Below are 23608 nucleotides of genomic sequence, written 5' to 3'. Positions count from 1 at the left end.
TATTTTTAACCTCTATTCACCTTGGTATTCCATATTTTCTATTTGATCCGTGATACTGCCAGCAACTTCAACATTGTCTGGTGTACATAAGAATATATCTGATCCGACGCGTTGGATGTCTCCACCAATCGCATATACAGTACCACTTAAAAAGTCTATGATGCGTTTAGCTGATACTTTATCGATACGTTGTAAGTTAACTAATGTTGCACGACGATTTTTTAATTCGTCAGCTATATCTTGTGTATCTGAAAAAACACGTGGTTCAAATAAACACATTTTAGAACTTTCTTGTGTAAAATCATAATTTTCTTGCTCTTGATTATTCATATTCACAACGTTCCTAGCATTATTTTTTGATGTAGTGTTATTCATTTGATACTTCCTTTCACCCGATGATTGTTGTAATCTAGTTGACTGCTTTTTGGGCACGGATTGAATCGATCTCAGTCTTTCTGAATTCACATTTCTAGGTTGTTCTGTAAATTGATTTTGAGACTGCGCTTGTTGTTTAGGTTGTTGTCTTTCTTGTTGCTCATTTTCTTCTGGTGGTGCTTCTAATTCGTCATCTTCCTCTTCAACCACGAAAAATCCACTAAATAAATCTTTTAAAGCCACGGGGCTCACTCCTCTTTTCCTACAAGTTTAGTCCCAATTCTCACAAATGATGCACCTTCTTCAGCCGCTAAATGGAAATCATTACTCATTCCCATTGACAACTCAGTACATGGTGCATAATTTAAATTGAGCGCTTTAATTTCATCTCTTTTTAATTTTAATAATTGAAATAAACGTTTAATATATGACTCATCGTCAGTTAATGGCGCCATAGTCATAAGTCCTATAATTTCTATATTTTCATATTGCTTTAATTCTTTTATAAATGTTTCTACTTCAGATAATGAAACACCTTGTTTCGATGATTCACCTGAAACATTGACTTGAACAAAACACTTAATTTTATGTTCAGCACGTTTATTGATTTCTTTTGCCAATTTTAACCGATCCAACGCGTGAAAATAATCTATTTCATTGATAACATCTTTAACTTTTCGTGTTTGCAATGAACCAATAAAGTGCATCACAACATCATCTGGTAAAGCTGCTTTCTTTTGTTGAAAGCCTTCTAAACGATTTTCACCGAAATGTCTAATGTCAGCATTATATGCATCATTAGCTCGGTCTATTGTAACATACTTTGTCACTACTATCACGTCTGGCTTCGTTGTAATATTACCTTTTTTACAATGTGTTTCAATTTGTTCATTTATTTTTTCTAAATTATATTGTACATCCAACTTTAAACACCTCTTCATTATTGACCAATAAATGCTAACATTCTACCTGTGTTCCCCTTTTCAACTCGATAGGAAAAGAACAAAGATAAATCTTCAGATGTCGCATAATTTGTTATATATATATTATCTTTGGGGACACCCGCATTTTCAAGTAATAATGCATTGGCGCGTTTTAAATCAATACCATGTCTGTCTGTGCCTCTAGTATCAATATATTGGTTGATATCAATGGGAAGCGTTTCAAATTTTGATTTAATATCATCATTAATTTCATATGATGTCGAAGTAGCAGGTCCAATAACAACATTTAAATCATTTAAGTCAAAATCAATATTTGAGATTAATGCATTCACGATTTGTCCAACCGTGCCTCTCCAACCAGCATGCGCCAGTCCAATAAAATGATGTTTTTCACTGTAAAAATATATTGGGACACAATCTGCATAGCACATTGTAAGTAATAGATTGGGTTCATAAGTATATAGTGCGTCTACACCATGCAATGCATCATTTAAGGCATCAATATTTGTTCCTTTATCGTTGCTAGTTACTTTAACAACTTTGTTTTCATGTGTTTGGATAGGGAAGACCCATTGTTCTCTTGGAAATCCAATAACTGTTGCAAGCATTTCTTGATGTTTCGTAATGTTTTGCTGAGAATCATCAATATATCTTGCCATATTAAACGCATTTTGAGGATATGGACTTAAACCGTCTTCTCTTGTTGTTATACCCAGTTTTACATTTATTAATTGTTTATCCTCATATTCCAAGATATGACGCTTTTTAATAAATTTATCTTGCATCACAACGAACCTCCATTAATTTATATTATTCAATTTTAATATTATGAATCAACATGCCCTTCCAAAATAATGGCTAGTTTCAACTTTCTGCTTATCTGAAAAACATTTGTCATTCACATTACAGACACACTTTAATTATAATAAAATATCTCTATTTATACTAGCATTTGTAAATCTATGAGTAGATCCATTTGTAATTAGAAGCCGAGACTCATTTTATTTTCTTTAAATTTGAAAAAGAAACAGTAAGAAAACGGATTACCTGAGCTAAAGCTCATGTATAAGAACTACTATTATTCATAAATGAAAAAGTAGTTCTGAAAAGTAGTTCTATAAAGTAGTTCTATGGATAAGCGATACTTTATCATATCAGAAAAGAGCCTGAAGCATTGTTTATGCCTCAGACTCAACTTTTATTTATAATCATATATTACAAAAAGATTTTAAATTAACGTCTAGTTCTTCTTGAACGTCTTTCTTCTCTATTTCTAATAAAGCTTGGAATGTCATCTTCATTCGTAGTATGTGCTCTACCTTCACTAGCACTATCTGATGATTGAGACGCATTCGTTGTGTTTGAAGCGAATGTGTCTTCTTTAGTTGTATTGCTGCTTGTAGCACTGCTTCCAAATCCTGTGTTTGAAGCTTTGCGACCTTGTGATGAAGGTTTATCTTCAAAACCAGTTGCGATTACTGTTACAACAATTTCATCTTGTAGTTCAGGATTAATTACAGTACCAAATATCATATTAACATCTTCGTCAGCTGCATCTTGTACGATGTCTGCTGCTTCTTGAGCTTCGAATAATGATAATGATTCTCCACCTGTAATATTCATAAGCACACCTTGTGCACCAACGATTGAAGTTTCTAATAATGGTGATGAAATTGCTTTTTTAGCAGCTTCAACAGCACGATTTTCGCCAGAAGAAACACCGATACCCATTAATGCTGAACCTTGGTTAGACATAATTGTTTTAACGTCTGCAAAGTCAAGGTTAACTTCACCTGATACTGCGATTAAATCAGAAATACCTTGAACACCTTGGCGTAATACATTATCGGCTTCTTTAAATGCTTCCATCATAGGTGTTGATTTATCAACGATATCTAATAAACGGTCATTAGGAATAACAATTAATGTATCAACAGCAGCTTTCATAGCTTCTACACCTGCTGCAGCTTGAGTTTGACGCTTACGACCTTCAAAACCAAATGGACGTGTTACAACACCAACTGTTAACGCACCCATTTCTTTAGCAATTTTAGCTACTACAGGTGCTGCACCAGTACCTGTACCGCCACCCATACCAGCAGTTACAAATACCATATCTGCACCTTGGATTGCATCTTCGATTTGTTCACGTGATTCTTCAGCTGCTTTTTTACCAATTTCAGGGTTAGCGCCAGCGCCTAAACCACGAGTTAATTTTTCACCAATTTGGATTTTTGACTCAGCTTTAGATAAGTTTAAAGCTTGTCCATCCGTATTAATAGAAATAAACTCAACATTATTCATACCATGGTCAATCATACGGTTTACAGCGTTATTACCGCCGCCCCCTACACCGATGACTTTTAACGTCGCTAAATGATTAAATCCTTGTTCAAATTCTAACATTTATATTTCCTCCTAGTTTTAATGGCCAATCAATCGAATAGAGATTTCATAAGTTTTTTAAATTTACCTTCTTCTTTTTCCTGAGGTTTACGTTCTTCATCGTGGTCGACATTTACTTCATCGTCGTATACCTCTGGTTCTTCTTCATCAACAACAGGTTCTTTTGTTCGAGTTGATTCTGAAGAAGTAGCTTGAAGTTCATCATCTTGCTTGTTCGATTTTTTCTTGAACCAATCAAATCCGCTTGATTTTGTACTGTGTTCTCTTTCATCAGATTCGATGACTTCCTCTTCGAATTCTTCACTGTCATGATTACTAATTGTAACATAATCTAGCAATTCGTCGAAAGTAATGCTACTAGAAATTGTTGAAATTGCTGATGAGAATTCAGGCTTTCTAATTCCCATTTGTGATGGTGTATGAATTCTAACTTTCTCACTCACCATATCTTGCAACAATTCTTTGACTCCTAATAAATTAGCCGAACCACCAGTAACTACGAAACCGCCGTTTACTTTTGTAAGTCCTAAGTCTTGTAAAACCTCAAATACATTGAAGAAAATATCTTCAACTCGTGCTTCGATAATATCTGCTAAATCTTTTTGAGTAAATTGAACATCTTCTTCGCTATCTACTTGATCAACAGTAAAGATATCTTGATCCGATGCAGATTCAAAGAAAGCGTGTCCATATTGGTGTTTAACTTTTTCAGCAGTCTCAAATGAAGTATTTAACCCTTTGGCTATATCTTCAGTAATATCACGACCTGCCATTTCTAAAGCATCTGCATCAACTAATTCTCCACGTTCATAAAACGCAAGTTGTGTGATGTCTTCACCAATATCAATTACACAAGCACCTAATTCTTTTTCAGTAGCAGAAAGCACTGAGCCATAATTATATGCGTCAGAATAAACATCTAGTACATCTACTCCACAAGACTCAACACATTTAATCATATTAATTAAAATTGATTTTTGAATTGCGATGACGCCTGCTTCAACTTTCAAACTATGTCTTGCAATCAGTTCTTTTGGATCAGAAACTTCATTTTCGCCATCAACAACAAATTTAATTGGAAATGCGTTAATAATTTCAGTTTCTGGTACATCATTTTTGTCTCTAATACTTTCAAGCACACTTTCAATGTGCGTACCATTTAATTCAGTATCTTCATAAAATTCTATTTCATTAGACTCATCAAATACTTCTGTTCCGATTATTGGAAGTTTTAAAAAGACTTCCTTTATATCTACTCCTGAAGCAATAGAGGCTTTTTTGATTGTATCTTTTATCGCTTGTTTCGCAATATCGAAGTCATCAATAAGACCATTTTTAATCCCACTTGTGTAGGTCTGTCCTGTACCTATCACATTTATTCCGTTGTGAAATTTTTCGCCCACTATTGTTTTAACACTTGATGAACCGATATCTATACTTACATAATAATGCTCTTCCATAGATAGGCACCTCCTGACAATCACTTATTCAAGTTCACACTATTAACAGTTTACAATACGTTTTAACGCTTGTGAACTATAAACACATGTATTTGTCTAAATTTTTAATTATTTTCGTTTGACTTATCTGCAATTCTATTTAATGCACTTTGCAACTCATCTTTTGCTTCATTTTCTTCGCTTGTTTTTTTCTGTACATTTTGCTCACTCGTAGATTTTGTACTACCTCCATCACTATATGGAATAAATGATGCACCTACTGATAAATCAATATACCCTGATTTTTTCAAGTTACCAGATTCATCACGTTCTAAGGATTGCGACATTTGTGGATAATACTTCATTTTATTAGTAATTGTATTTAAATTACCTACTATTTGTATTTCATCTGTTGTAAATAATTTGATTTGGCTTTGCGCATTTTCTTGAGGATCGTATTTAATTTCTGCAATCATGCTTCTCACATTTGCTGGCATGCTTGATAATTCATGAATAATTTTTTCTTTTTTATCTTTTTCGAACCCTTCAAGAATTGGACCATCATCCGTCGCATTTCCATCATAATTCTTTAACTCTGATCCATCTTCTAAAATTGGCACATAATTATCTTTCTTTTGAACCATCGCAACGATTTGCTTTTCAGTCACTTTAACGGATAGTTTATTTGGAAAAACTTTTTTAACTTCTGCACTTTTGATAAGCTCATTGTCTTCTAAATTGTTTTTAGCTTTTGTAGTACTATACGTATACATTCGTGAACTGCTTTTTACATTAATAGCTTTATCTATCGTACTTTTAGAAACATTATCGTTTCCAGCTATCTTCACACTATTAACTTTGCTTAAGGGTGTAAACATATAAATCAAGATTAAAATGATGATGAATAACAAAACACCAAATATTGAATATTGAATTTGTTTCTGTCTTTTTCGTCGTTTTGCTCTTTTTTCTTTCAAATAATCCGAATCAAATTCTTTTACTTTATCAGCCATTCATTTTCACACCCTTTAAAAAGAAGGTAAATTTGCTTGGAAACTTTTAATGAACTTATTTCCTCGCTCTTCAAAAGTATTGTATTGATCCCAACTTGCGCAAGCCGGAGAAAGTAACACAACATCGTTTGGCTCTATAACTGACTGAATTTTATCAACAGCATCTTGCACGTCGTTTGCTGTAATTACATACTTTCCTTGACTTTCACCTAATTTGATAAATTTTTCTTTCGTTTCACCGAAAGCGACCATCATTCTGACATTTTTCATATGAGGAATTAATTCATCAAAATCATTTCCTCTATCTAAGCCACCACATAACCAAATTATTGGTTGTTTAAACGAATCCAATGCAAATTGTGTCGCAAGTGTATTCGTCGCTTTAGAGTCATTATAATATTTATTTGTTTTATTCGTGCCAATATATTGTAATCTATGCTCAATGCCAGAAAAAGAAGTCAAACTATCAATGATGGCTTTAACGGATATACCTGAAAGCAGCGCAGCCAATACAGCAGCAAGAATATTTTCTAAATTATGCTCTCCTGGTAATACTAAATCGTCTTTATGGATAATTCTAAAACCTTTGAAAACGATGTAGTCATCTTTAACATATATCCCATCAACTTCTTGTTGTGTTGAAAAATAATACGTTTTTGCTCTTAGTGTCTCTGATTCGATTAAATGGCGTTGATGATAATTACATATTAAATAATCATTTTCAGTTTGGTTTTTATAAATTTGCTTTTTGGCATTTTGATAATTGTCTAAAGTTTCATGATAGTCTAAATGCGCAGAATAGATATTTGTAATAATAGCAATGTGAGGTTTATATTGATCAATGCCTAATAACTGGAATGATGATAATTCAGTCACTAAGTAATCATCAGCAGTCACTTCTTGTGCTACTTTAGAAGCCACATAGCCAATGTTACCAGACAATTTCCCAGTCACTCTACTTTTTTGGAACATATCTCCTATTAATGAAGTCACAGTTGTTTTACCATTTGTACCCGTTACACCTATAATTGGTGCTTCCGATATTAAGTAACTCAATTCAACTTCAGTTAAAATAGTTAAACCTTTTTCAACAGCCGCTTCTATCAAAGGTACTGTATAAGGAATCCCCGGATTTTTCACAATAATGGGATGACTATCCAGTAAAGACAATGGATGTTCTCCACCAATGACTTTAATACCCTCATTTTCTAAATCAATTGCATGTGCATCCTGACTTAAATCTTTACCATCATTCACAATCACATTTGCGCCAAGTTTATTTAATAATTTCGCTGCCTCATAGCCACTTTTTGCTAGTCCAATGACTAAAACATTTTTATTTTCTAATCCTCTATATTTAAGCATGTTAACTCACTCCAATCCATAAACCAATTAGTCCTGTAATTAGACCGACTGTCCAAAATACCGTTACTACTTTAGTTTCATTCCAACCGACAAGTTCGAAATGGTGATGTAAAGGTGACATTTTGAAAATACGTTTACCTGTTAATTTAAATGATGTTACTTGTATCATCACTGATAATGTTTCAGCTACGAATACAAATCCAATAAATATCAATGAAAGTTCTTGGTTTAACATAATAGAAATCGTAGCAAAGATACCACCTAAGGCTAAACTACCTGTGTCACCCATAAATACTTTTGCAGGGTTTAAGTTAAATGGTAAGAATCCTAATAATGCAAAAATCATGATAATACAGAATAAACCAATAGATGTTGCACCTTGGAAATAAGCCATAATTGCATACATAACGAAACCAATAATTGATAGTCCAGTTGCTAAACCATCTAAGCCATCTGTTAAATTAACTGCATTTGAAAAACCAACTTGCCAAAAAACTATGAAAATTACATACGCAATTGACAAAGGAATTTCAAAATTGATAAATGGTATATGAATTCCTGTTGAAAAGTCCGTTAAATTAAACACTTGGCTCAATATAAAGAATATAACTGCTATCGCGATTTGAGCTAAGAACTTTTGTTTACTAGTTAAGCCTTGGTTATTTTTCTTTACAACAATAATGTAATCATCTATAAAGCCAATCAAACCAAATCCAATTGTTACAAATAACAATAAAATAATAGGATTAGAATTATCTATAAAAATAATCGCTAAAATTGAAGTTATGATGATACTAATTAGGAAAGTGAGTCCACCCATTGTTGGTGTACCTGTTTTTTTCATGTGACTCTGAGGACCTTCTTCTCGGATGCTTTGCCCAAATTTCATCCTTTTCAATGTCGGTATTAATACTGGGACTAATATAAATGTGATTAAAAGTGCGATGATTGCGAGTAGATAAACCATATTATGCTCCTTTATATACTTAATTAATTGGATTATGTCGTTATGCTGAGTGTTTAAAACTATGTATAGAGGTCATAGGCGAACATTCCACAGTGTTGACTCCACTTTAAAATATTCGCACTATTGTTTAAAACCTCAATTTAGTACAAAGGTATGCATGATAATATCAATGTAATACCGTATTCGTTATGCGCTATGAATCTTTACTATCTTTCGAATCTTTTTCACTATCTTGCTTCTCTGAGGACTGACCATCAATAGCTTCTGAAGATAAAGTTACTTCAATCTTATCATTTTTGCTTACTTTCTGACCTTTGGTTGTTGATTGTTGTGAAACAAATCCGCTACCTTTAGTCATTATCTTCACATTCGCAAGATTTTCAAATGCTACCACTTCTTCTTTTGTCCAACCTGACATATCTGGCATTGTTATATCGCCATCAGTAAGTAACAAGACTTTACTGTTTGGTAATACTTTTTTATTTGCAGTTACCGATTGTTTTGTAATTTTCTCACCGTCACCAATAACGATTGGTTCTAACGATTTGCTATTCACTTTATCTTGCGCTTTTTGAGTTTCTTGACCTTCAACTTCAGGTACTTCACTATATTTAACATCTGACTTGTCTTTAGATTCTTTATCTCCAACATTTAGATATTTCAATGTGTTTTCCATAATTGGTTTGAACGCCTTACTGACACCCATTTCGTATGCCTCTTGATCATTTTTCTGAGCTAAACTCATACCAGCGTAAACAATCACTTCTGGATCATCTTTAGGTGCATCACCAATAAAGCTAACAAAATAAGGATTTTCTCCATTAACATAACCACCGTTATCTGAGTCAGCTACTTGTGCGGTACCTGTTTTACCAGCTACATCATAACCATCAATTTGATAATTTTTCGCGTGACTATCCTCACTATTAACTACTTTATCTAATTCAGTACGAACTTTTTTAGCAGTATCTTTAGTTATCGGTTTGCCTGCATATTCTTTCTTACCTTTGAAGAAAGTATCTTTGCTTATTGGATTTGAAATACTGTTAACATACCATGGTTTCAACATATTACCATCATTAAAGAATGCTGATTGTGCTCTTAGCATTTGCACTGGGGTAACTGTTGTAGATTGACCAAAGGCAGATGTTTTCTGTTGAGCTTCATTATCCCAAGCAATGCCGCCTGTAGCTTCACCGTCAAACATACCATTTGTCGACTTACCGAAACCAAATTTCTCGTACCAATCCTTCATTTTATCTGCACCTACTAAATCTTGCAAATGCATCATCAATGTATTTGAAGAATAAGTGAAACCAAGTGACATTGGGATTTTACCCCAACCCACTTTATTCCAGTCAGAAATTTTTGAACCCATTACTTCTCTTGGTTCAGCTGTATATTTTTTATCTGGATCAAATTTACCCTCTTGAATAGCTGCTGCTAAACCATATGATTTAAAAGTAGACCCCGGTTCATACGTATTTTGATACAAGTCGTTTGCCCATTTTTTACCAAAATCTTTACCAGTTTCAGGATTAAAGGTTGGTCTTTGGCTATACGCCAATATCTCTCCTGTATGCGCGTCCATCACTACTGCAAATAAATCTTTTGGTTTGTAATGTTCTACCATGCCATCCAATGCTTCTTCAACAAATACTTGAATATTCGAATCTAGTGTAAGATGAACATCATCACCGCGTTTAGGTGTTTGCTCTTTCTTAGTATTTGGCGCTATATATCCCCAAATATCATGAATATAAGATAATGCACCTTTTTGACCAGATAAATAACTATCAAAAACTTTCTCTACGCCCATAGCACCTTTTAATTCTCCATTGTCTGGATTCTTTTGTGCCATACCGATTAAATGAGACGCAAAGTTTCCATTAAGATAAAATCTTTCGGTTTCAGGATATAGTGTGATACCTGGGAGTTTCATTTTTTCTATTTTTTCTTTTTCTTGATAAGTCAAATCTGTACCTTTTTGACCAAATTCAACTTGGAAAGCTTTTTTATTATTTAATTTATCTTCAATTTCTTTAGCCGACATATCAACAACGGTAGCTAATTTTTTCGCAGTTTTCTTTTTGTCAGTTACATGTTTAGGTTTATCGCTACCTTCACTTGCTTTTTTATCAACAATTGCAACTACTTTATACCGTTCAACATCTTCAGCTAATACCTTGCCGTTTCGATCGTAAATTTTCCCTCGTTCTGGTTGTTCTTGGGTGTTTACTAAGTATTTCTCATTTGCCTTCATTATTAAGTCTTCACCAGAAGAATGTCCGGTCAACATAATATATGAATATCTTAAAACCAACGTAAAAAAGAGCAGTCCGAATCCAAGGATGAGTAGGACTGCCCCTATTTTACTTTGTTTTATTTGAAATTTGGGTTTTTTAAATCTAATTTTTCGCTTCGCCATTATTACGCACTACCTTTACATTGTCGTTCTTAAGGCTCATTCCTTCGTTTTTAGCCTTATCGTAAATGCGTTCATATGAAGAGTTCTTTTTAATTTCAGATTCTATTGCGCTGTTTTCACTTGATTGTTTTTCGATTTTTGTATCTAAATCTGCAATTTTTCCTCGAGTATCATACGCATCCATTTTTAAAGATAGCATATATATACTTATTAAAGCAATTACTGTTATTAGTCCTATGTATAACATCTTCTCAAACTTTGTAAGTTGAACTACTACCTTGCGTTTTACGGTTTTGGTCTGGGTCGACGGTGGCGACTCAGGTATTTGTGTCTCTATGTCGTTATAAGGTTGATATATCTTTTCTACTGCCACTCAACATTCACTCCTTATTTTAATATTTCTGCAACACGTAACTTCGCACTACGCGCTCGATTATTTTCTTCAAGATCTTCGTCAGTTGCGATAATAGGTTTACGGTTAACGCGTTTCAATTTAGGTGTGTATGCTTCAGGTATTACTGGTAATCCCCTTGGTACATCTGGCCCCTTTTCGTACTCTTGAAACATTTGTTTACATAACCGATCTTCCAATGAATGGAATGTGATGACTGAAATTCTACCATCCACTTTTACTGCATCAATTGCTTGTTCTAATGAATCTTCAAATGCCGATAATTCGTCATTTACAGCAATTCTAATTGCTTGGAATATTCTTTTAGCTGGATGTCCACCTTTACGTCTTGCTTTAGCTGGAATACCTTCTTTAATAACATCTACAAGTTCTAATGTCGTTTCGATTGGCTTTTGCTCTCTATTTTGTTCTATGCGTCGGGCAATTTGTTTAGAGAATTTTTCCTCGCCATAACGATGAAATATTCTGACTAATTTTTCGAATTCCCATTCATTTACTACTTCGAAAGCAGATAATAATTGTGTTTGATCCATACGCATGTCCAGTTTTGCATCATGATGGTAACTAAAACCTCGCTCAGGAACGTCCAGTTGCGGACTAGAAACACCAAGATCGTAATAAATACCATCTACTTTTTCAATATTCAGATCATTTAAAATTTCAGTTATTTTTCTAAAGTTGTTATGGACGAAGGTCACTTTATGTAAGTGTTCTTTCAATACTTCTTTTGCGTTTTCTATAGCTGTTGTATCTTGATCTATCGCAATAAGTCTACCTTCGTCTCCGAGTTGATTTAATAAATAGAGTGCGTGGCCTGCTCCACCTAATGTACAGTCGACATACACGCCATCTTCCTTAATATTTAAATAATCAATGGTCTCTTTAAGCATTACACTGACATGATGAAACAATTTAGCACCTCCATTTAAAAATCAAAATCAATTAAGTCTTCAGCAATATCTTCAAAACTTTCTTCAGATTCATCATAGAAACTGCTCCAAGTTTCTCTGTCCCAAATCTCAATGCGATTTGAAACCCCTATTACTGTACATTCCTTACTTAAGTTCGCGTATTGGCGTAAATTTTGTGGAATATTAATACGCCCTTGTTTATCTAACTCAACTTCAACAGCACCAGAGAAGAACATACGCATAAATTTACGTGCGTCTTTTTTAGTCATTGGTAATGTCTTCATCTTCTCTTCGATGACTTGCCATTCTTCTAAAGTGTAGCCAAACAAACATTTATCAAGGCCGCGAGTGATTATAAAACGCTCATTTAAGTCATAGCGAAACTTGGATGGAACGATCATACGTCCTTTTGTATCCAATTGGTGCTCGTATTCTCCCATGAACATTTATAATCACCTCACCTTCTCATATATATAATTTACCACATCTCACCACTATCCTCCACTAATTATACAGATTTAACTAATTTTTCTTAAAAAGCGTAAAAAAATACCCGATTCATCAATTTGATGAATCGGGTAAATCCCTTTCATATCTAGGGTTTAACAATAATATGATCAAATGTATAAGAAAGTGGGGGATAGGTGGAGGGACTGAACACATCTATCCCAAAATCGTTCATTATTTGAAGTGGATTCCAAATTCTTTCTTGCAATCCGCCCATCGGATGAAGTGTTTCACTTAATTCTTTAAAGTGCTTCATACTTATTTCATTTTCTCTTTCAATATTCAATAAATACCTATTAATTAGATACTCATATTGTTTTTGGTGTATATGATTGTTTTTCTCTACTAATAACTGGTTATCATTATTACCAGCAACTTCAGTTAGTAGTGATTGATACAATTTTTCTTGTTGCACCTTAATTTCTTCCACTTTATCAACAAATGTTTGAGATGCTTGCGCACGTATGAATTTTTCCTTATCTTTTTCAATACCTTGTTCTATAATCGAACGCTGTTTTAATTGATATTGACTAAGTAATTTTTCAGTTCGTGGATACAAGTAACTAATTCTTAATCGTGGTAATACAATTGGCATCGATACATCCAATGTATTAAAAACTTCACTCAGTTCCGTCCAATATTTAATTTCACTTGGACCACCAATAAAAGCAACTGTATTAAATAACCATTCTTCCATTATTGGTCGTGTGACTACGTTATTTGAAAAACGTTCTGGTTCAACTTCAAGTATTTTTAATAATTCCTCTTTAGTCATGTATTTATCTGATTTACTTAGGTAAAATTGATTATCTTTAAAAGTAAGTAACTGTCTCATGTTATCTTCATGTAAAAATAAATGTACATTCGTATCAGTCTGTATCATTTGTTCTAATCCACTAGCAATCGTGTTTTGTTGATTATTTCTAAATGATGCATCTACATCTTGATGATGTTCAATAATTTTTTGGATAAATGGTTGTTCTAATTTACGTAATTCAGTATTGTTTGCGTCAATCAATAATAAACCATATGCTTTAAACACTTCGTTCAACAACGCTTTAAACATATCCGTCCAGCTATCATACTGATCAATAATCTTCGTACACATTTCAATCAGTTGCTTAGAATGTGTTGTTTCATTCATTTCTTTAAAAAATAGTTTCAACGCGTCTTTTAATTGCGCTTTATCAGGATAATATGTTGAGACGCTTGCTTCAGGTGGCGTCATTGTATGATATTTTATTTTTTGTAATTTTGCATTTTGAGCATTATAGGCATAAGTATGATTTACTTCATCAAAATCATGATCTTCACCAGCAATCCAAAATACTGGTATTACATTTGTATTATAGTCTTTTGAGAGTTTTTCACTCATCGTTATAATAGAAAATATTTTATGAAAAGTATATAAAGGCCCACCAAACAATCCAGCTTGTTGTCCACCTATGATGACTTTTGCGCCTTCGCTTAATAATGAAATATTTTGCAATTGCTTCTCTGTTAATGTTAAGTCGCTCATGTAATTTTTAATAACTTGAGCTAATGCCACTTCTCTGCCATTATTCGGCATTGATAAACGTTCACTATAGCTCTTTTCTTGCATAGCATCAAAGTGATAAAACTGTCCTATTTTTGAATCACTATCTTTAATTTTAGAAATAAATTGATCTTTTTCATTAAGTTTTGTAATCATACAATCCATGCGTAATTCTCCTTATGATACTCTATTCCTAATTAGTATAAAGTTTATATACATCATTGACAATTTAACGGCTTATAATTTTTAAATTTTTAATAACCTATATAATAAGTACACACTTGGATCACTGCATTTTTCAAAAAACTTCAGTATCTATTTTTTATAAATATAAACAACTATACATATATGTTTAAACTATCGTTTTTGTGAAAAAACAATAAAAATAAGGTATAATAGAATAAATGATAACAAAGGGGGAAGATGCGATGAGTAGTGTAAAGCGTCTTGATATAAATTATAAAACAGACGAACTATTCGAAGATTTCAGAAACTTCGGTAATAAAGATTTGTATTTAGTAGATGAACTTCGAGGAGAAATGATTGATGCAAGTTCAGATTCACCTTTCTATGGTATTTATGTAGGTGATCGTTTAGGGGCTCGAATGGCACTATATCGTAAAGGAGAAGTTGAGGAAACTCATTTCCCGGGCTTTGATGATTATAACGTGATTTGGAAATTAGAAGTGCTACGTGATTTTCAAGATCGTGGTTACGGTACATCTTTATTAGATTTTGCCAAAGATCAAGGCTTACCAATCAAAGTCATCGCACGAAATCAATCTAAAGATTTTTTCATTAAACAAGGTTTTACAGATTTAGAAGAAACAAATAGAGATGGTCATGATGTTTTAGTTTGGACTCCATAATCAAACGGGTCCTAATAAAATGAAAAGTGCCCTTCAAAGCAATCATTAAAAAATGAAAACTTTGAAGGGCATTTTATATGACTTGAATTCGTTTAGTAATAATTAAATTAACGGTTAAACATACGCGATTACTTCTTTTAACGAATTCACTACATAATCTGGTTTAATTTCCGTATCATTTATTTTATTTCTTGGATTAAACCAACATGTCTCGATATTCGCATTTTTCCCACCTAAAATATCAGAAGACATAGAATCACCTATAATCATTGCGTAACCTCGTTTATCTTCACCTATCTTATTAAATACGTAATCAAAAAATTCAGGCATCGGTTTTTGGTATCCTGTTTGTTCAGAAACAAAAATATCTTTAAACCAATGGCCTATCTTCGTTTTTTCAATTCGTCTTTCTTGTGTTTCTAAAACACCATTAGTCACTATATACAAATCGTGATGTTCTTTTAATTGTTTTAAAGTTTCAATTGTTTGATCAAAATGTTTAATCGGTGCATTCGCAAGTTCATCTCTAAAGATTTGATCAGCTAACTTACCATCTATCTTCATTTGATGTAAATGAAAGTATGCCTCAAAACGTTTACTTAAAACTTCATCTTTAGTTAATTCATTCTTTTGAAAAGCATCCCAATGTGCCTGATTTATTTTTTTAAATGTATGCAAATCATTTTGATTGGTCTTTATTTGAAATTGTTGTGTCATTTCATAAAATGCATATGCTTCTGCATCATCAAAATCCACCAATGTGTCATCAAAATCTATAAGTAAACTTTTCGTTCTCATTTTGTCACCCTCTAGTACGCTTAAATATATTTATTTCAAATATATCATATTCTTTAATTTCTCCATATTATTCTTATATAACACAAAAATGGCCAAGGTTATCACCCTGACCATTGTTTATGATATTAATAATACTAGAATCCGAATAATTTTGATAATACGCCTACACCGTTTTCTACGATGCTTACGATACTTGTACCTAATTTCGCGCCGTCTCCAGCGATGCCTGCTTGTACAGTGTTTTTGATTGCTTCGAATAAACCTTCCATTATAAACACCCCTCGATAAAAAATTAGATGATTATGACTTTTTTTAATGTAGTGAACGATATTTACAAAATCTTATTTCGTCTAGCTATCGTTCGATATATATACTATAAGATATGACGTGATTTAATTGTGCGATTTTTCTTACTTAGTCATAAATTGGCTTTAACTGTCCTTTTATCTCAAATTCAAAACAGTATCGCATGCCTAACTATATTATATGCAATTTAATATTGCGAAATTAAGTAAACAAAATATTTCTTTTGAGTTTGTTTAGTATTTTAAAGTATGAAATTGAATATTACTTTCATGATCTAACCGCAAAATGGATGCTAATTTAAAAAGTATGATAAATAGAGGCCATAAAGTAAAATGCCATGCCCTAATCAATGCAGTATAAGCACATCAACAGCAATGTGTTTTAGAGATTAATCATTATTTACAAAAAAAGACTAAGCACATAAAAAATGTCTTAGTCTTTTTAGCCAGTCAGTGAATGGCTAGATGGAACTATGAAATCGTTATTGGACCATTCGATTTCTGTCGCTCGCTTTGTTTTTTTACTTTTCGTTTTATGGACCAAATTTAAATCTCTTGGATCTTAACTTTCCTCTACAAAATCACGATTAGCAGTGATAAATGTATCTTTAAAAGTTTTGAGTCTTGGCGTCCCCTTAGGTGATAATACAATTTTTTGAATATCTACATGATCGCTAACAGATAATACATTCACTGCTTCTCCATCGAATTTTCTGTTTGAGTATTCCTTACATTTTTTCAAGATGTTAACGCTTCGAGGTTGATTATAAATATATTGGGCTTGTTTCGATTTATTAACTGCTTGTATAAATTGCTTATTTGCAGTTAAATAGTGACCTTTTTCTGTCTGAAGTCTTGGTGTCCCGTTTCGCGTATATACCAATGATTTAATATTTATTAATTCCCCCATTTCAATGGTTATTTGAGCAGGTTGTTTAAATTCAACATCATCATACAGTTTGGCTTGTTTCACAAGAGAAACCGCTTTAGGTTTATATGTTAAATATTTATTATCGTCCACTTTTTTGGACTTCGGTTTTGTTGTTGATATGAACTCTGCTTTAAATCCTTGTCTTTTAAGATTTATAGTAGTATTTGCATTGGGTAAGTTCATATTGACGTTTACGAATTTATAACCATCGTAAATAATACTAATATTGAAATCAAAATCACATTGCTTCAAATCATCAGTCCTAAAATAAATATATTGATTTTTTTCCTCAAATTCTACATCTATTGTATTGATTTCATTATTAAGTTCAGTCAGTACAACCTTGTTAATTACCTTTTTATCATCTTTATATAAACGAACGACCTCTTTCATTTCATTATCGATAAAGTGTGTGCCTTCATAAACTGCGAAAAGGGGTTCTTTGATAGGTAACGCTTCTGTTAAATTATCAGACATTAAAAAATATATTTGGTTATCTTTAACATACTTTTTAGCGTTTCCACCTTGTATAACCAATTTTATGAAATCACATAATTCCTGATATGACTCATGTTTTAAAAAGTGATAGATATTTCTAAATTTATCATTTAATAAATAGTATTCTAAATTTTTACTATGAGTTTCTAGCGTGCGCTCCATCTGATTAAACAAATCATAAAACGCTTGCTTATCTTCAGCATTTAAAAATCGCTTGTTATTAAATAAACGCGACATAAAATCCATTTCAATAATTCTACTAATCGCTTGATATTCAGCGTTTTCAGGAATATCTAATTTTAGTACTTCTTCTAAAACAGATAAGTTTAATTGTGTTTTCTCAATAATGCTCGTTTCGCCGACTAAAGATTGGTTATAAGAATAACGGTTAACATGATATACCGGACTCGGATTCATCGACGCCGTTTGACATCTTGAGATCGCATCTATAAAAAATAACTTATCTTCTCCATACTTCATATGTTTGAATTTTATATTATTATCTAAAATAATTTGACGTTTTATGATTTTTCCAGGTGGACCTACAGCTCTAAATATACGTTCAATTTCATAAGGAACTAAATAATTGGCGACTTTATACGAGCTAAACCTACCTAATTTTTTAATTGCTTTTTCAGTATGTTTAACACTTTGACCAAATGCAACATCTGAATGATGATCCACTGCTTGATTTAATAATGTTGGCAATCCTTCTGCGTCTAACCAATCATCGGCATCCAAAAACGTAATATACTCACCTTGCGCATTGTTTATCCCTACATTTCTAGGTTCCGAAGGGCTCCCTGTATTTTCATTTAATTTAATCAATTTAATAAAATTGTATTTAGCCACAAATTCTTCTATTATTTCTAAAGACTGATCATTAGAACAATCATCTACAAAAATTGCTTCAATGGCTTCTTTATTTATATTTAAATTATTAATAGACTCTACACATGATTCTAAAAATAACTCTTTGTTGTATACAGGTACTATGATAGATAGCAATTTCTTCATTGCATGAATCCCCTTTTAAATAAATTCTGTTTGATACTTATATATGGTAATGCTAAATGTTTTCTAACACTTTTATAATCTAAGTTGTAGATATAATTGAATACTTAAAAATTAATTTTTGAGAAAGTCTTATCTTACGTTAACATACAATAACCATATACTACACATATAATCATTAAATATATTATAGGAATATATTTAATAGAAAAATCAATATTTCAACCTTCTAAGTATAAGATGAAAAATCTGGAATTTTAATCATATTGCGTCATATAAATTAACAATTCCTCAAAAAATTTCGAATTTGCTTTTGACCCTTCAATACAAATACATGTTTATGGTTACTTTGCATTTTAATTTTTTCTAGCACTTGTGGTTTTCTATCAATTGGATAGCGCCAAATATATTTTAAGAATGTGAAAGTTAATCTTTCTTCACAACCTTCTCTCATATCTATACGTGTTTTTCCTATATTTGAAAGTTATCTTTTAAACACTCTGTAAAAACAAACGACTCTAGGTAAATCTATAAAAATGATTGTATCTGCTTCATTAATTCTTTCATCAAATAGCGCTGAATAATTGCCATCAATTATCCATTTATTATTTTGAATCAATTGCTTATGTATCTTAATTTGTTCATCATAATGCATCATCTGCCAATTTGGTTTCCAAAAATACATATCTAAATGATAAACAGGGACTTTAAATATCTTTGATAATTGACGTGAAAACGTTGATTTTCCTGATCCAGAAGACCCAACAACCATTACCTTATCCATCGTTCTACCTCCATTTAACTATGTTGAAAGTTATAGACATTATGATATGAGTGGTAAGTAACGTTAAGCATATACGATTAAGCATATATTGTGAATCATTTTGTAGAATATGATACTAAATATCACTGTAATGGAAACAATAGCCAAACACTAAATCTGTATATTTTACGTTTATTAGAACGTAGAGCCTTTGAATATTTTTTATTGTTTCTCTGTCCTTACTATTTCCAACCAACCATTTCGCCCATTTTCGCAATTTTAAAAAACAGCTAACTATTTATTTGAATGAGTTGTTAATTTATTTGATTTTGCATATTATTAAATTAACATGAAAACAAGGTGTAACTCATTTCTAAAATTCAATATAAGGGGGAATTTCATATGAATCATTGGATTAACTTTATTATTATGTCATTACTCATACTTATCGTACCGGGGCCTAGTTTTTTTGCAGTTATAAAAAACAGTACACATGGTGGCATTAAAAGCGGTATTTCCACAACATTAGGTATCGCCAGTGCCCATTTAATTTACGCTACATTAGCAACACTTGGACTTATTTTTATACTCGTAAGTTCACAAACTATATTTTTATTAATCAAAATATTAGGTGCAGCCTTACATTATTTATCTTGGTTTGAAAAACATACTGAATGCGCACAAATTTGAGTATGATAAATCAGATGGCTTAAATACAGAAAAACCCGATTTATTTAAGTCATATAAACAAGGATTCATCACTATGATTTTAAATCCAAAAGCAATTCTATTTTATATTAGTATATTACCTCAATTTATAAACCATCAAAGTAACCAAAGTATCCAAGTAGCAATATTTTCAATCCTATTTATAATAACTGTAATCACATGGTTTAGTTTATGTACTTTGGTCTTTAATTACATAAAAATCATCTTTGAAAAACCTAAGGTTAAAATGTGTTTCGATTATATCGTTGGTACAACTTTAATTGCATTATCCCTCAAGATATTAACTACAAAACATTAAATGATTACAATATCTTTTTGTTAATTACTTTTTGGTTATTGCGAGTCTTATATATAAATAAATGTCTTAGAGTCAAAATAGCTTAACTTATAAACAATTTAAAAACTCATAGTAGATTGTCCACTAAGTATTTTCATATATATGACCACACTATGATTTATGTGTTCAATGAATTACTAAAATATTATAAAACTGCTTGCTTATATAATTTGTTGATATTTTTGTGTTGTTTTAATTTGTATATTGAAAAAAGGGCAACACACATAAGTTTATCGCCCAATTGAGCCCGTTAAAAAGACGGTTCCTGAAATTTATAGTTAAAAAATAACCATCAACCTGCCAAATAAACCACTACCGTCAAGTTAGACACCTTAAATATAAAATTAATTATTTAGATACGTTCCAGAGTTTGGCAATAATTTGTGAAATTACAGAACGTATCTTTTATTTTTATAATAATTTCACTTAATATAGAAGTAAATACAAAAGCTAGAATAGCATTTACTGTTCTAGCTTTTGTATTAGTTAATATTATTTCATTCAAACTGTTGGACAAACTTATAATAAATTGTTTTTCTTAGTTCTTAATAAGCGCAATGAATTTAGTATAACTAATATCGCTGCGCCAGTGTCGCTTAATACGGCTAACCAAAGTGTTAGTAACCCAGGGAATACTAAGATAAAAGCAATCATTTTAATAATAATAGAGAAATATATATTTTGTTTAATTATATTCTTAGCTTTGTTACTAATAGTGATAGTGTCTGTTAGTTGATGTACATTATATGACATTAATACAACATCTGCTGTTTCCATTGCAGTATCTGAACCAATAACGCCCATTGCAATACCAACTTCGCTTTGTGCTAAAGCAGGGGCATCATTGATACCATCACCAATCATTCCTACACGATAGCCTTTGCTTTGTAAATCTTTGATAGCTGATAATTTATCTTCAGGCATTAACTCAGCATAAACCTCTTTGATACCTGAAAGTTGCGCTATTTTATGTGCAGTTCCTTTATTATCACCTGTAAGCATTATAGTATTTTTAATATTACTTCCATTTAATTGTTGTAATGTTTGCTTAATATCCGACCTTAATGGGTCTTCAACAGTAATAAAGCCATGGATTTTATCTGCTGTTGCAATAATAATAACTGTATATCCTTGTTGCTCATATGAATATATTTCTTCTTTATAATTTACAATATTTTCATTTATAGATTCGATTAACTTTATGTTTCCTGCATAAATAATATTATGGTCAATTTTACCTTTAATACCTCGTCCAACAATATTTTCAAAATCAGTAACATCGTATGTTATAGATTTAAATTGTGAGACATAATCAACAATTGCATTGCTAATTGGATGCGTTGAGTATGATTCTAAACTTAGCGCAATATTCAAAAACATTTCTTTGTCAGATTCGATTGTTTTAATTTCTGAAACTTTTGGGCGTCCTTCAGTCAGCGTTCCAGTTTTATCAAAAGCTAAAGCTGAAAGTGTACCTAAAGCTTCCAAATGGTTGCCACCTTTGATAAGTACACCTTTTTTTGCTGCGCCACCAATCCCAGTAACAATAGCTACAGGAGTCGAAATAACTAGTGCACACGGACATGCTATGACAAGTAGTTCAAGTCCTTTATAAAACCATTCTCCCCATGTTCCTAAAGAAAAAATAGGAGGGATTACCATTACTAATAATGCTAATATGAATACAATGGGTGTATAAATTTCAGAAAACCGGTCGATAAAAGCTTGTGTAGGTGCTTTGTTTTCTTGTGCTTCTTCAACCATATGAATGATTTTAGACAGTGTGGTATCTTTAACTAATCTTGAAACACGTATTTTTAAAGTCCCGTTTTCATTAATAGAACCTGCATAAGCTTCTTCATTTATCGTTTTGTCTACAGGAATAGATTCACCAGTTATAGGTGCCTGATTTAAACTTGAATATCCTTCTATAATCGTACCATCTAGTGGTACTCGATCGCCTGGTTTTACAAGTAAAATTTCTCCAATACTAATATCTTTTAAGTTTTTTGAAATTATCCCCGTCTCTGTTACAACGTTTGCTTCTGCTGGTGTAATATCCATTAACGATTGAATAGAATTTCTTGTTTTATCTATAGAAATAGTTTGTAATAAAGTGCCAATAGTAAATAGTAAAACGACGATTGCGCCTTCAAAAAACTCACCAATTAATATGGCACCAATAACAGCTACAGACATTAAAACATTCATATCTAAACTCTTAGATTTAATAGCATAATAGGCACTTTTTAAGGGTTTTATACCACTGACTACAATAGCTATTATATACATCAAATTAGTTATCCAAATGGGTAGTGATACCATAGATGAAACAATACCAAGGATAAGAAATAGTGTTGATATAATAGGCTTACTAAACAAACGCCACTTTGTATTATTATTTTTATTACTGGATTGTAATGTAGCAGAATAACCGATTTTAGAAACTTCTTTTTCAATATTTTTAGTTTGATTGCCTTCAAAATCAATCTGCATTTTTCCAGTTGAAAAACTAACTTGTGTGTCATTTACATAGGGTAAATTGTTCAAATGTTTTTCAATACTTTTAGCACAACTACCACAATCCATACCTTCTATTGAAAATATTGTATAGTTTTGATTGCTATCATTTTCTTCGATACCATAACCCAATTTTTTTAGTGTTTGAGTCACTTGATTAATACTACTTTGAGATTTTAGTCCAACGCTTAATTTACTTGTAGAAAAATTAACTTTAGGATTAGTTACATCGTCTAAAGGTCTTAACGCTTTTTCAATGGTTATTGCACATGAACTACAATCCATACCTGTTACTTTAAAATTATAATTTGAAAATGGGGTGGCTACTTCATCGTCTTCTTCAGAACTATTACTCATAGCATTACATGAAATGTTATGAGTTGAATCGATGCTTTCACCGTTATTTGTACAGCATTCGTCATTTTGATTTGCTACCTTAGGCTCATTACTACAACACTTATTTTCGTTAACTGAGTTACTTGTACAACAAGTATTAGATTCAGCTTTATTATTACAGCAATTAGTACTCATTTAAGTCAT

General features: G+C 31.9%; 19 protein-coding genes and 1 pseudogene. 2 read left to right on the top strand and 18 right to left on the bottom strand.

Going from position 1 to position 23608, the window contains the following annotated elements; translation table 11 throughout:
- Positions 1-12: 12 nt before the first annotated feature.
- From KA893_RS09580 to bshC, 13 genes are all read right to left on the bottom strand, one after another.
- Entirely contained in the window at positions 13-618 is a 606-nt protein-coding gene (locus KA893_RS09580; protein WP_041080414.1) for a cell division protein SepF, read from the bottom strand.
- Positions 619-623: 5 nt separating this feature from the next.
- A complete protein-coding gene (locus KA893_RS09575; RefSeq protein WP_194375933.1) occupies positions 624-1298 on the bottom strand; it encodes a YggS family pyridoxal phosphate-dependent enzyme in 675 nt (224 codons plus the stop codon).
- A gap of 17 nt (positions 1299-1315) precedes the next feature.
- Positions 1316-2104, bottom strand: a complete 789-nt coding sequence (gene pgeF, locus KA893_RS09570; RefSeq protein WP_041080412.1) for a peptidoglycan editing factor PgeF — start codon at positions 2102-2104, stop codon at positions 1316-1318.
- Positions 2105-2552: 448 nt separating this feature from the next.
- Positions 2553-3725, bottom strand: coding sequence for a cell division protein FtsZ (gene ftsZ / locus KA893_RS09565; RefSeq protein ID WP_002483541.1), 1173 nt, complete (start codon positions 3723-3725; stop codon positions 2553-2555).
- A 29-nt stretch (positions 3726-3754) separates the two neighbouring features.
- On the bottom strand, positions 3755-5185 hold the full coding sequence (gene ftsA / locus KA893_RS09560; RefSeq protein ID WP_037538572.1) for a cell division protein FtsA: 1431 nt from the start codon (positions 5183-5185) through the stop codon (positions 3755-3757).
- A 104-nt stretch (positions 5186-5289) separates the two neighbouring features.
- A complete protein-coding gene (locus KA893_RS09555; protein ID WP_002483543.1) occupies positions 5290-6177 on the bottom strand; it encodes a cell division protein FtsQ/DivIB in 888 nt (295 codons plus the stop codon).
- A gap of 15 nt (positions 6178-6192) precedes the next feature.
- Positions 6193-7542 (bottom strand): UDP-N-acetylmuramoyl-L-alanine--D-glutamate ligase, encoded by a 1350-nt coding sequence (gene murD, locus KA893_RS09550; RefSeq protein WP_002483544.1) that lies wholly within the window; start codon positions 7540-7542, stop codon positions 6193-6195.
- Between the two features lies 1 nt (position 7543).
- On the bottom strand, positions 7544-8509 hold the full coding sequence (mraY, locus tag KA893_RS09545) for a phospho-N-acetylmuramoyl-pentapeptide-transferase (RefSeq protein WP_041080411.1): 966 nt from the start codon (positions 8507-8509) through the stop codon (positions 7544-7546).
- A 193-nt stretch (positions 8510-8702) separates the two neighbouring features.
- The gene (locus tag KA893_RS09540; protein ID WP_194375932.1) at positions 8703-10937 is read right to left on the bottom strand and encodes a penicillin-binding protein; all 2235 of its coding nucleotides are present in this window, start codon (positions 10935-10937) and stop codon (positions 8703-8705) included.
- A complete protein-coding gene (gene ftsL, locus KA893_RS09535) occupies positions 10918-11310 on the bottom strand; it encodes a cell division protein FtsL (protein ID WP_037538581.1) in 393 nt (130 codons plus the stop codon). Before ftsL ends, KA893_RS09540 begins: the two co-directional genes overlap by 20 nt.
- Before the next feature lie 14 nt (positions 11311-11324).
- Entirely contained in the window at positions 11325-12260 is a 936-nt protein-coding gene (rsmH, locus tag KA893_RS09530) for a 16S rRNA (cytosine(1402)-N(4))-methyltransferase RsmH (RefSeq protein ID WP_194375931.1), read from the bottom strand.
- A 14-nt stretch (positions 12261-12274) separates the two neighbouring features.
- Positions 12275-12706 carry a division/cell wall cluster transcriptional repressor MraZ gene (mraZ, locus tag KA893_RS09525; RefSeq protein WP_011303330.1) on the bottom strand — a complete coding sequence of 144 codons (432 nt, stop codon included), beginning with the start codon at positions 12704-12706 and terminating at the stop codon, positions 12275-12277.
- A 149-nt stretch (positions 12707-12855) separates the two neighbouring features.
- Entirely contained in the window at positions 12856-14469 is a 1614-nt protein-coding gene (bshC, locus tag KA893_RS09520; RefSeq protein WP_115347437.1) for a bacillithiol biosynthesis cysteine-adding enzyme BshC, read from the bottom strand.
- A gap of 263 nt (positions 14470-14732) precedes the next feature.
- On the opposite strand from bshC, the gene KA893_RS09515 reads away from it, so the two are divergent.
- Positions 14733-15173, top strand: a complete 441-nt coding sequence (locus tag KA893_RS09515) for an N-acetyltransferase (RefSeq protein ID WP_037538588.1) — start codon at positions 14733-14735, stop codon at positions 15171-15173.
- 114 nt (positions 15174-15287) lie between these two features.
- On the opposite strand, the gene KA893_RS09510 is transcribed toward KA893_RS09515, so the two are convergent.
- The 4 genes from KA893_RS09510 to KA893_RS14050 form a co-directional block, all read right to left on the bottom strand.
- On the bottom strand, positions 15288-15971 hold the full coding sequence (locus KA893_RS09510) for a YjjG family noncanonical pyrimidine nucleotidase (RefSeq protein WP_041080405.1): 684 nt from the start codon (positions 15969-15971) through the stop codon (positions 15288-15290).
- 134 nt (positions 15972-16105) lie between these two features.
- Positions 16106-16240: a beta-class phenol-soluble modulin gene (locus KA893_RS09505; RefSeq protein WP_002483553.1), complete on the bottom strand. Its 135-nt coding sequence runs from the start codon at positions 16238-16240 to the stop codon at positions 16106-16108.
- A 598-nt stretch (positions 16241-16838) separates the two neighbouring features.
- Positions 16839-18722, bottom strand: coding sequence for a glycosyltransferase family 2 protein (locus KA893_RS09500; RefSeq protein ID WP_075339739.1), 1884 nt, complete (start codon positions 18720-18722; stop codon positions 16839-16841).
- Between the two features lie 481 nt (positions 18723-19203).
- A complete protein-coding gene (locus KA893_RS14050; protein ID WP_228481166.1) occupies positions 19204-19503 on the bottom strand; it encodes a P-loop NTPase family protein in 300 nt (99 codons plus the stop codon).
- A 381-nt stretch (positions 19504-19884) separates the two neighbouring features.
- Between KA893_RS14050 and KA893_RS14245 the strand changes: the two are divergent.
- Positions 19885-20509, top strand: a pseudogene (locus KA893_RS14245) (LysE family translocator).
- 558 nt (positions 20510-21067) lie between these two features.
- On the opposite strand, the gene KA893_RS09485 reads toward KA893_RS14245, so the two are convergent.
- On the bottom strand, positions 21068-23599 hold the full coding sequence (locus KA893_RS09485; RefSeq protein WP_210125758.1) for a heavy metal translocating P-type ATPase: 2532 nt from the start codon (positions 23597-23599) through the stop codon (positions 21068-21070).
- Positions 23600-23608: the final 9 nt, after the last annotated feature.

This window comes from Staphylococcus sp. GDY8P126P (genome assembly GCF_017891965.1).
GTDB classification, from domain to species: Bacteria; Bacillota; Bacilli; order Staphylococcales; family Staphylococcaceae; genus Staphylococcus; species Staphylococcus saprophyticus.
Note: the sequence above shows the minus strand (reverse complement) of the source record. Positions and strands in the feature narration are given on the sequence as shown.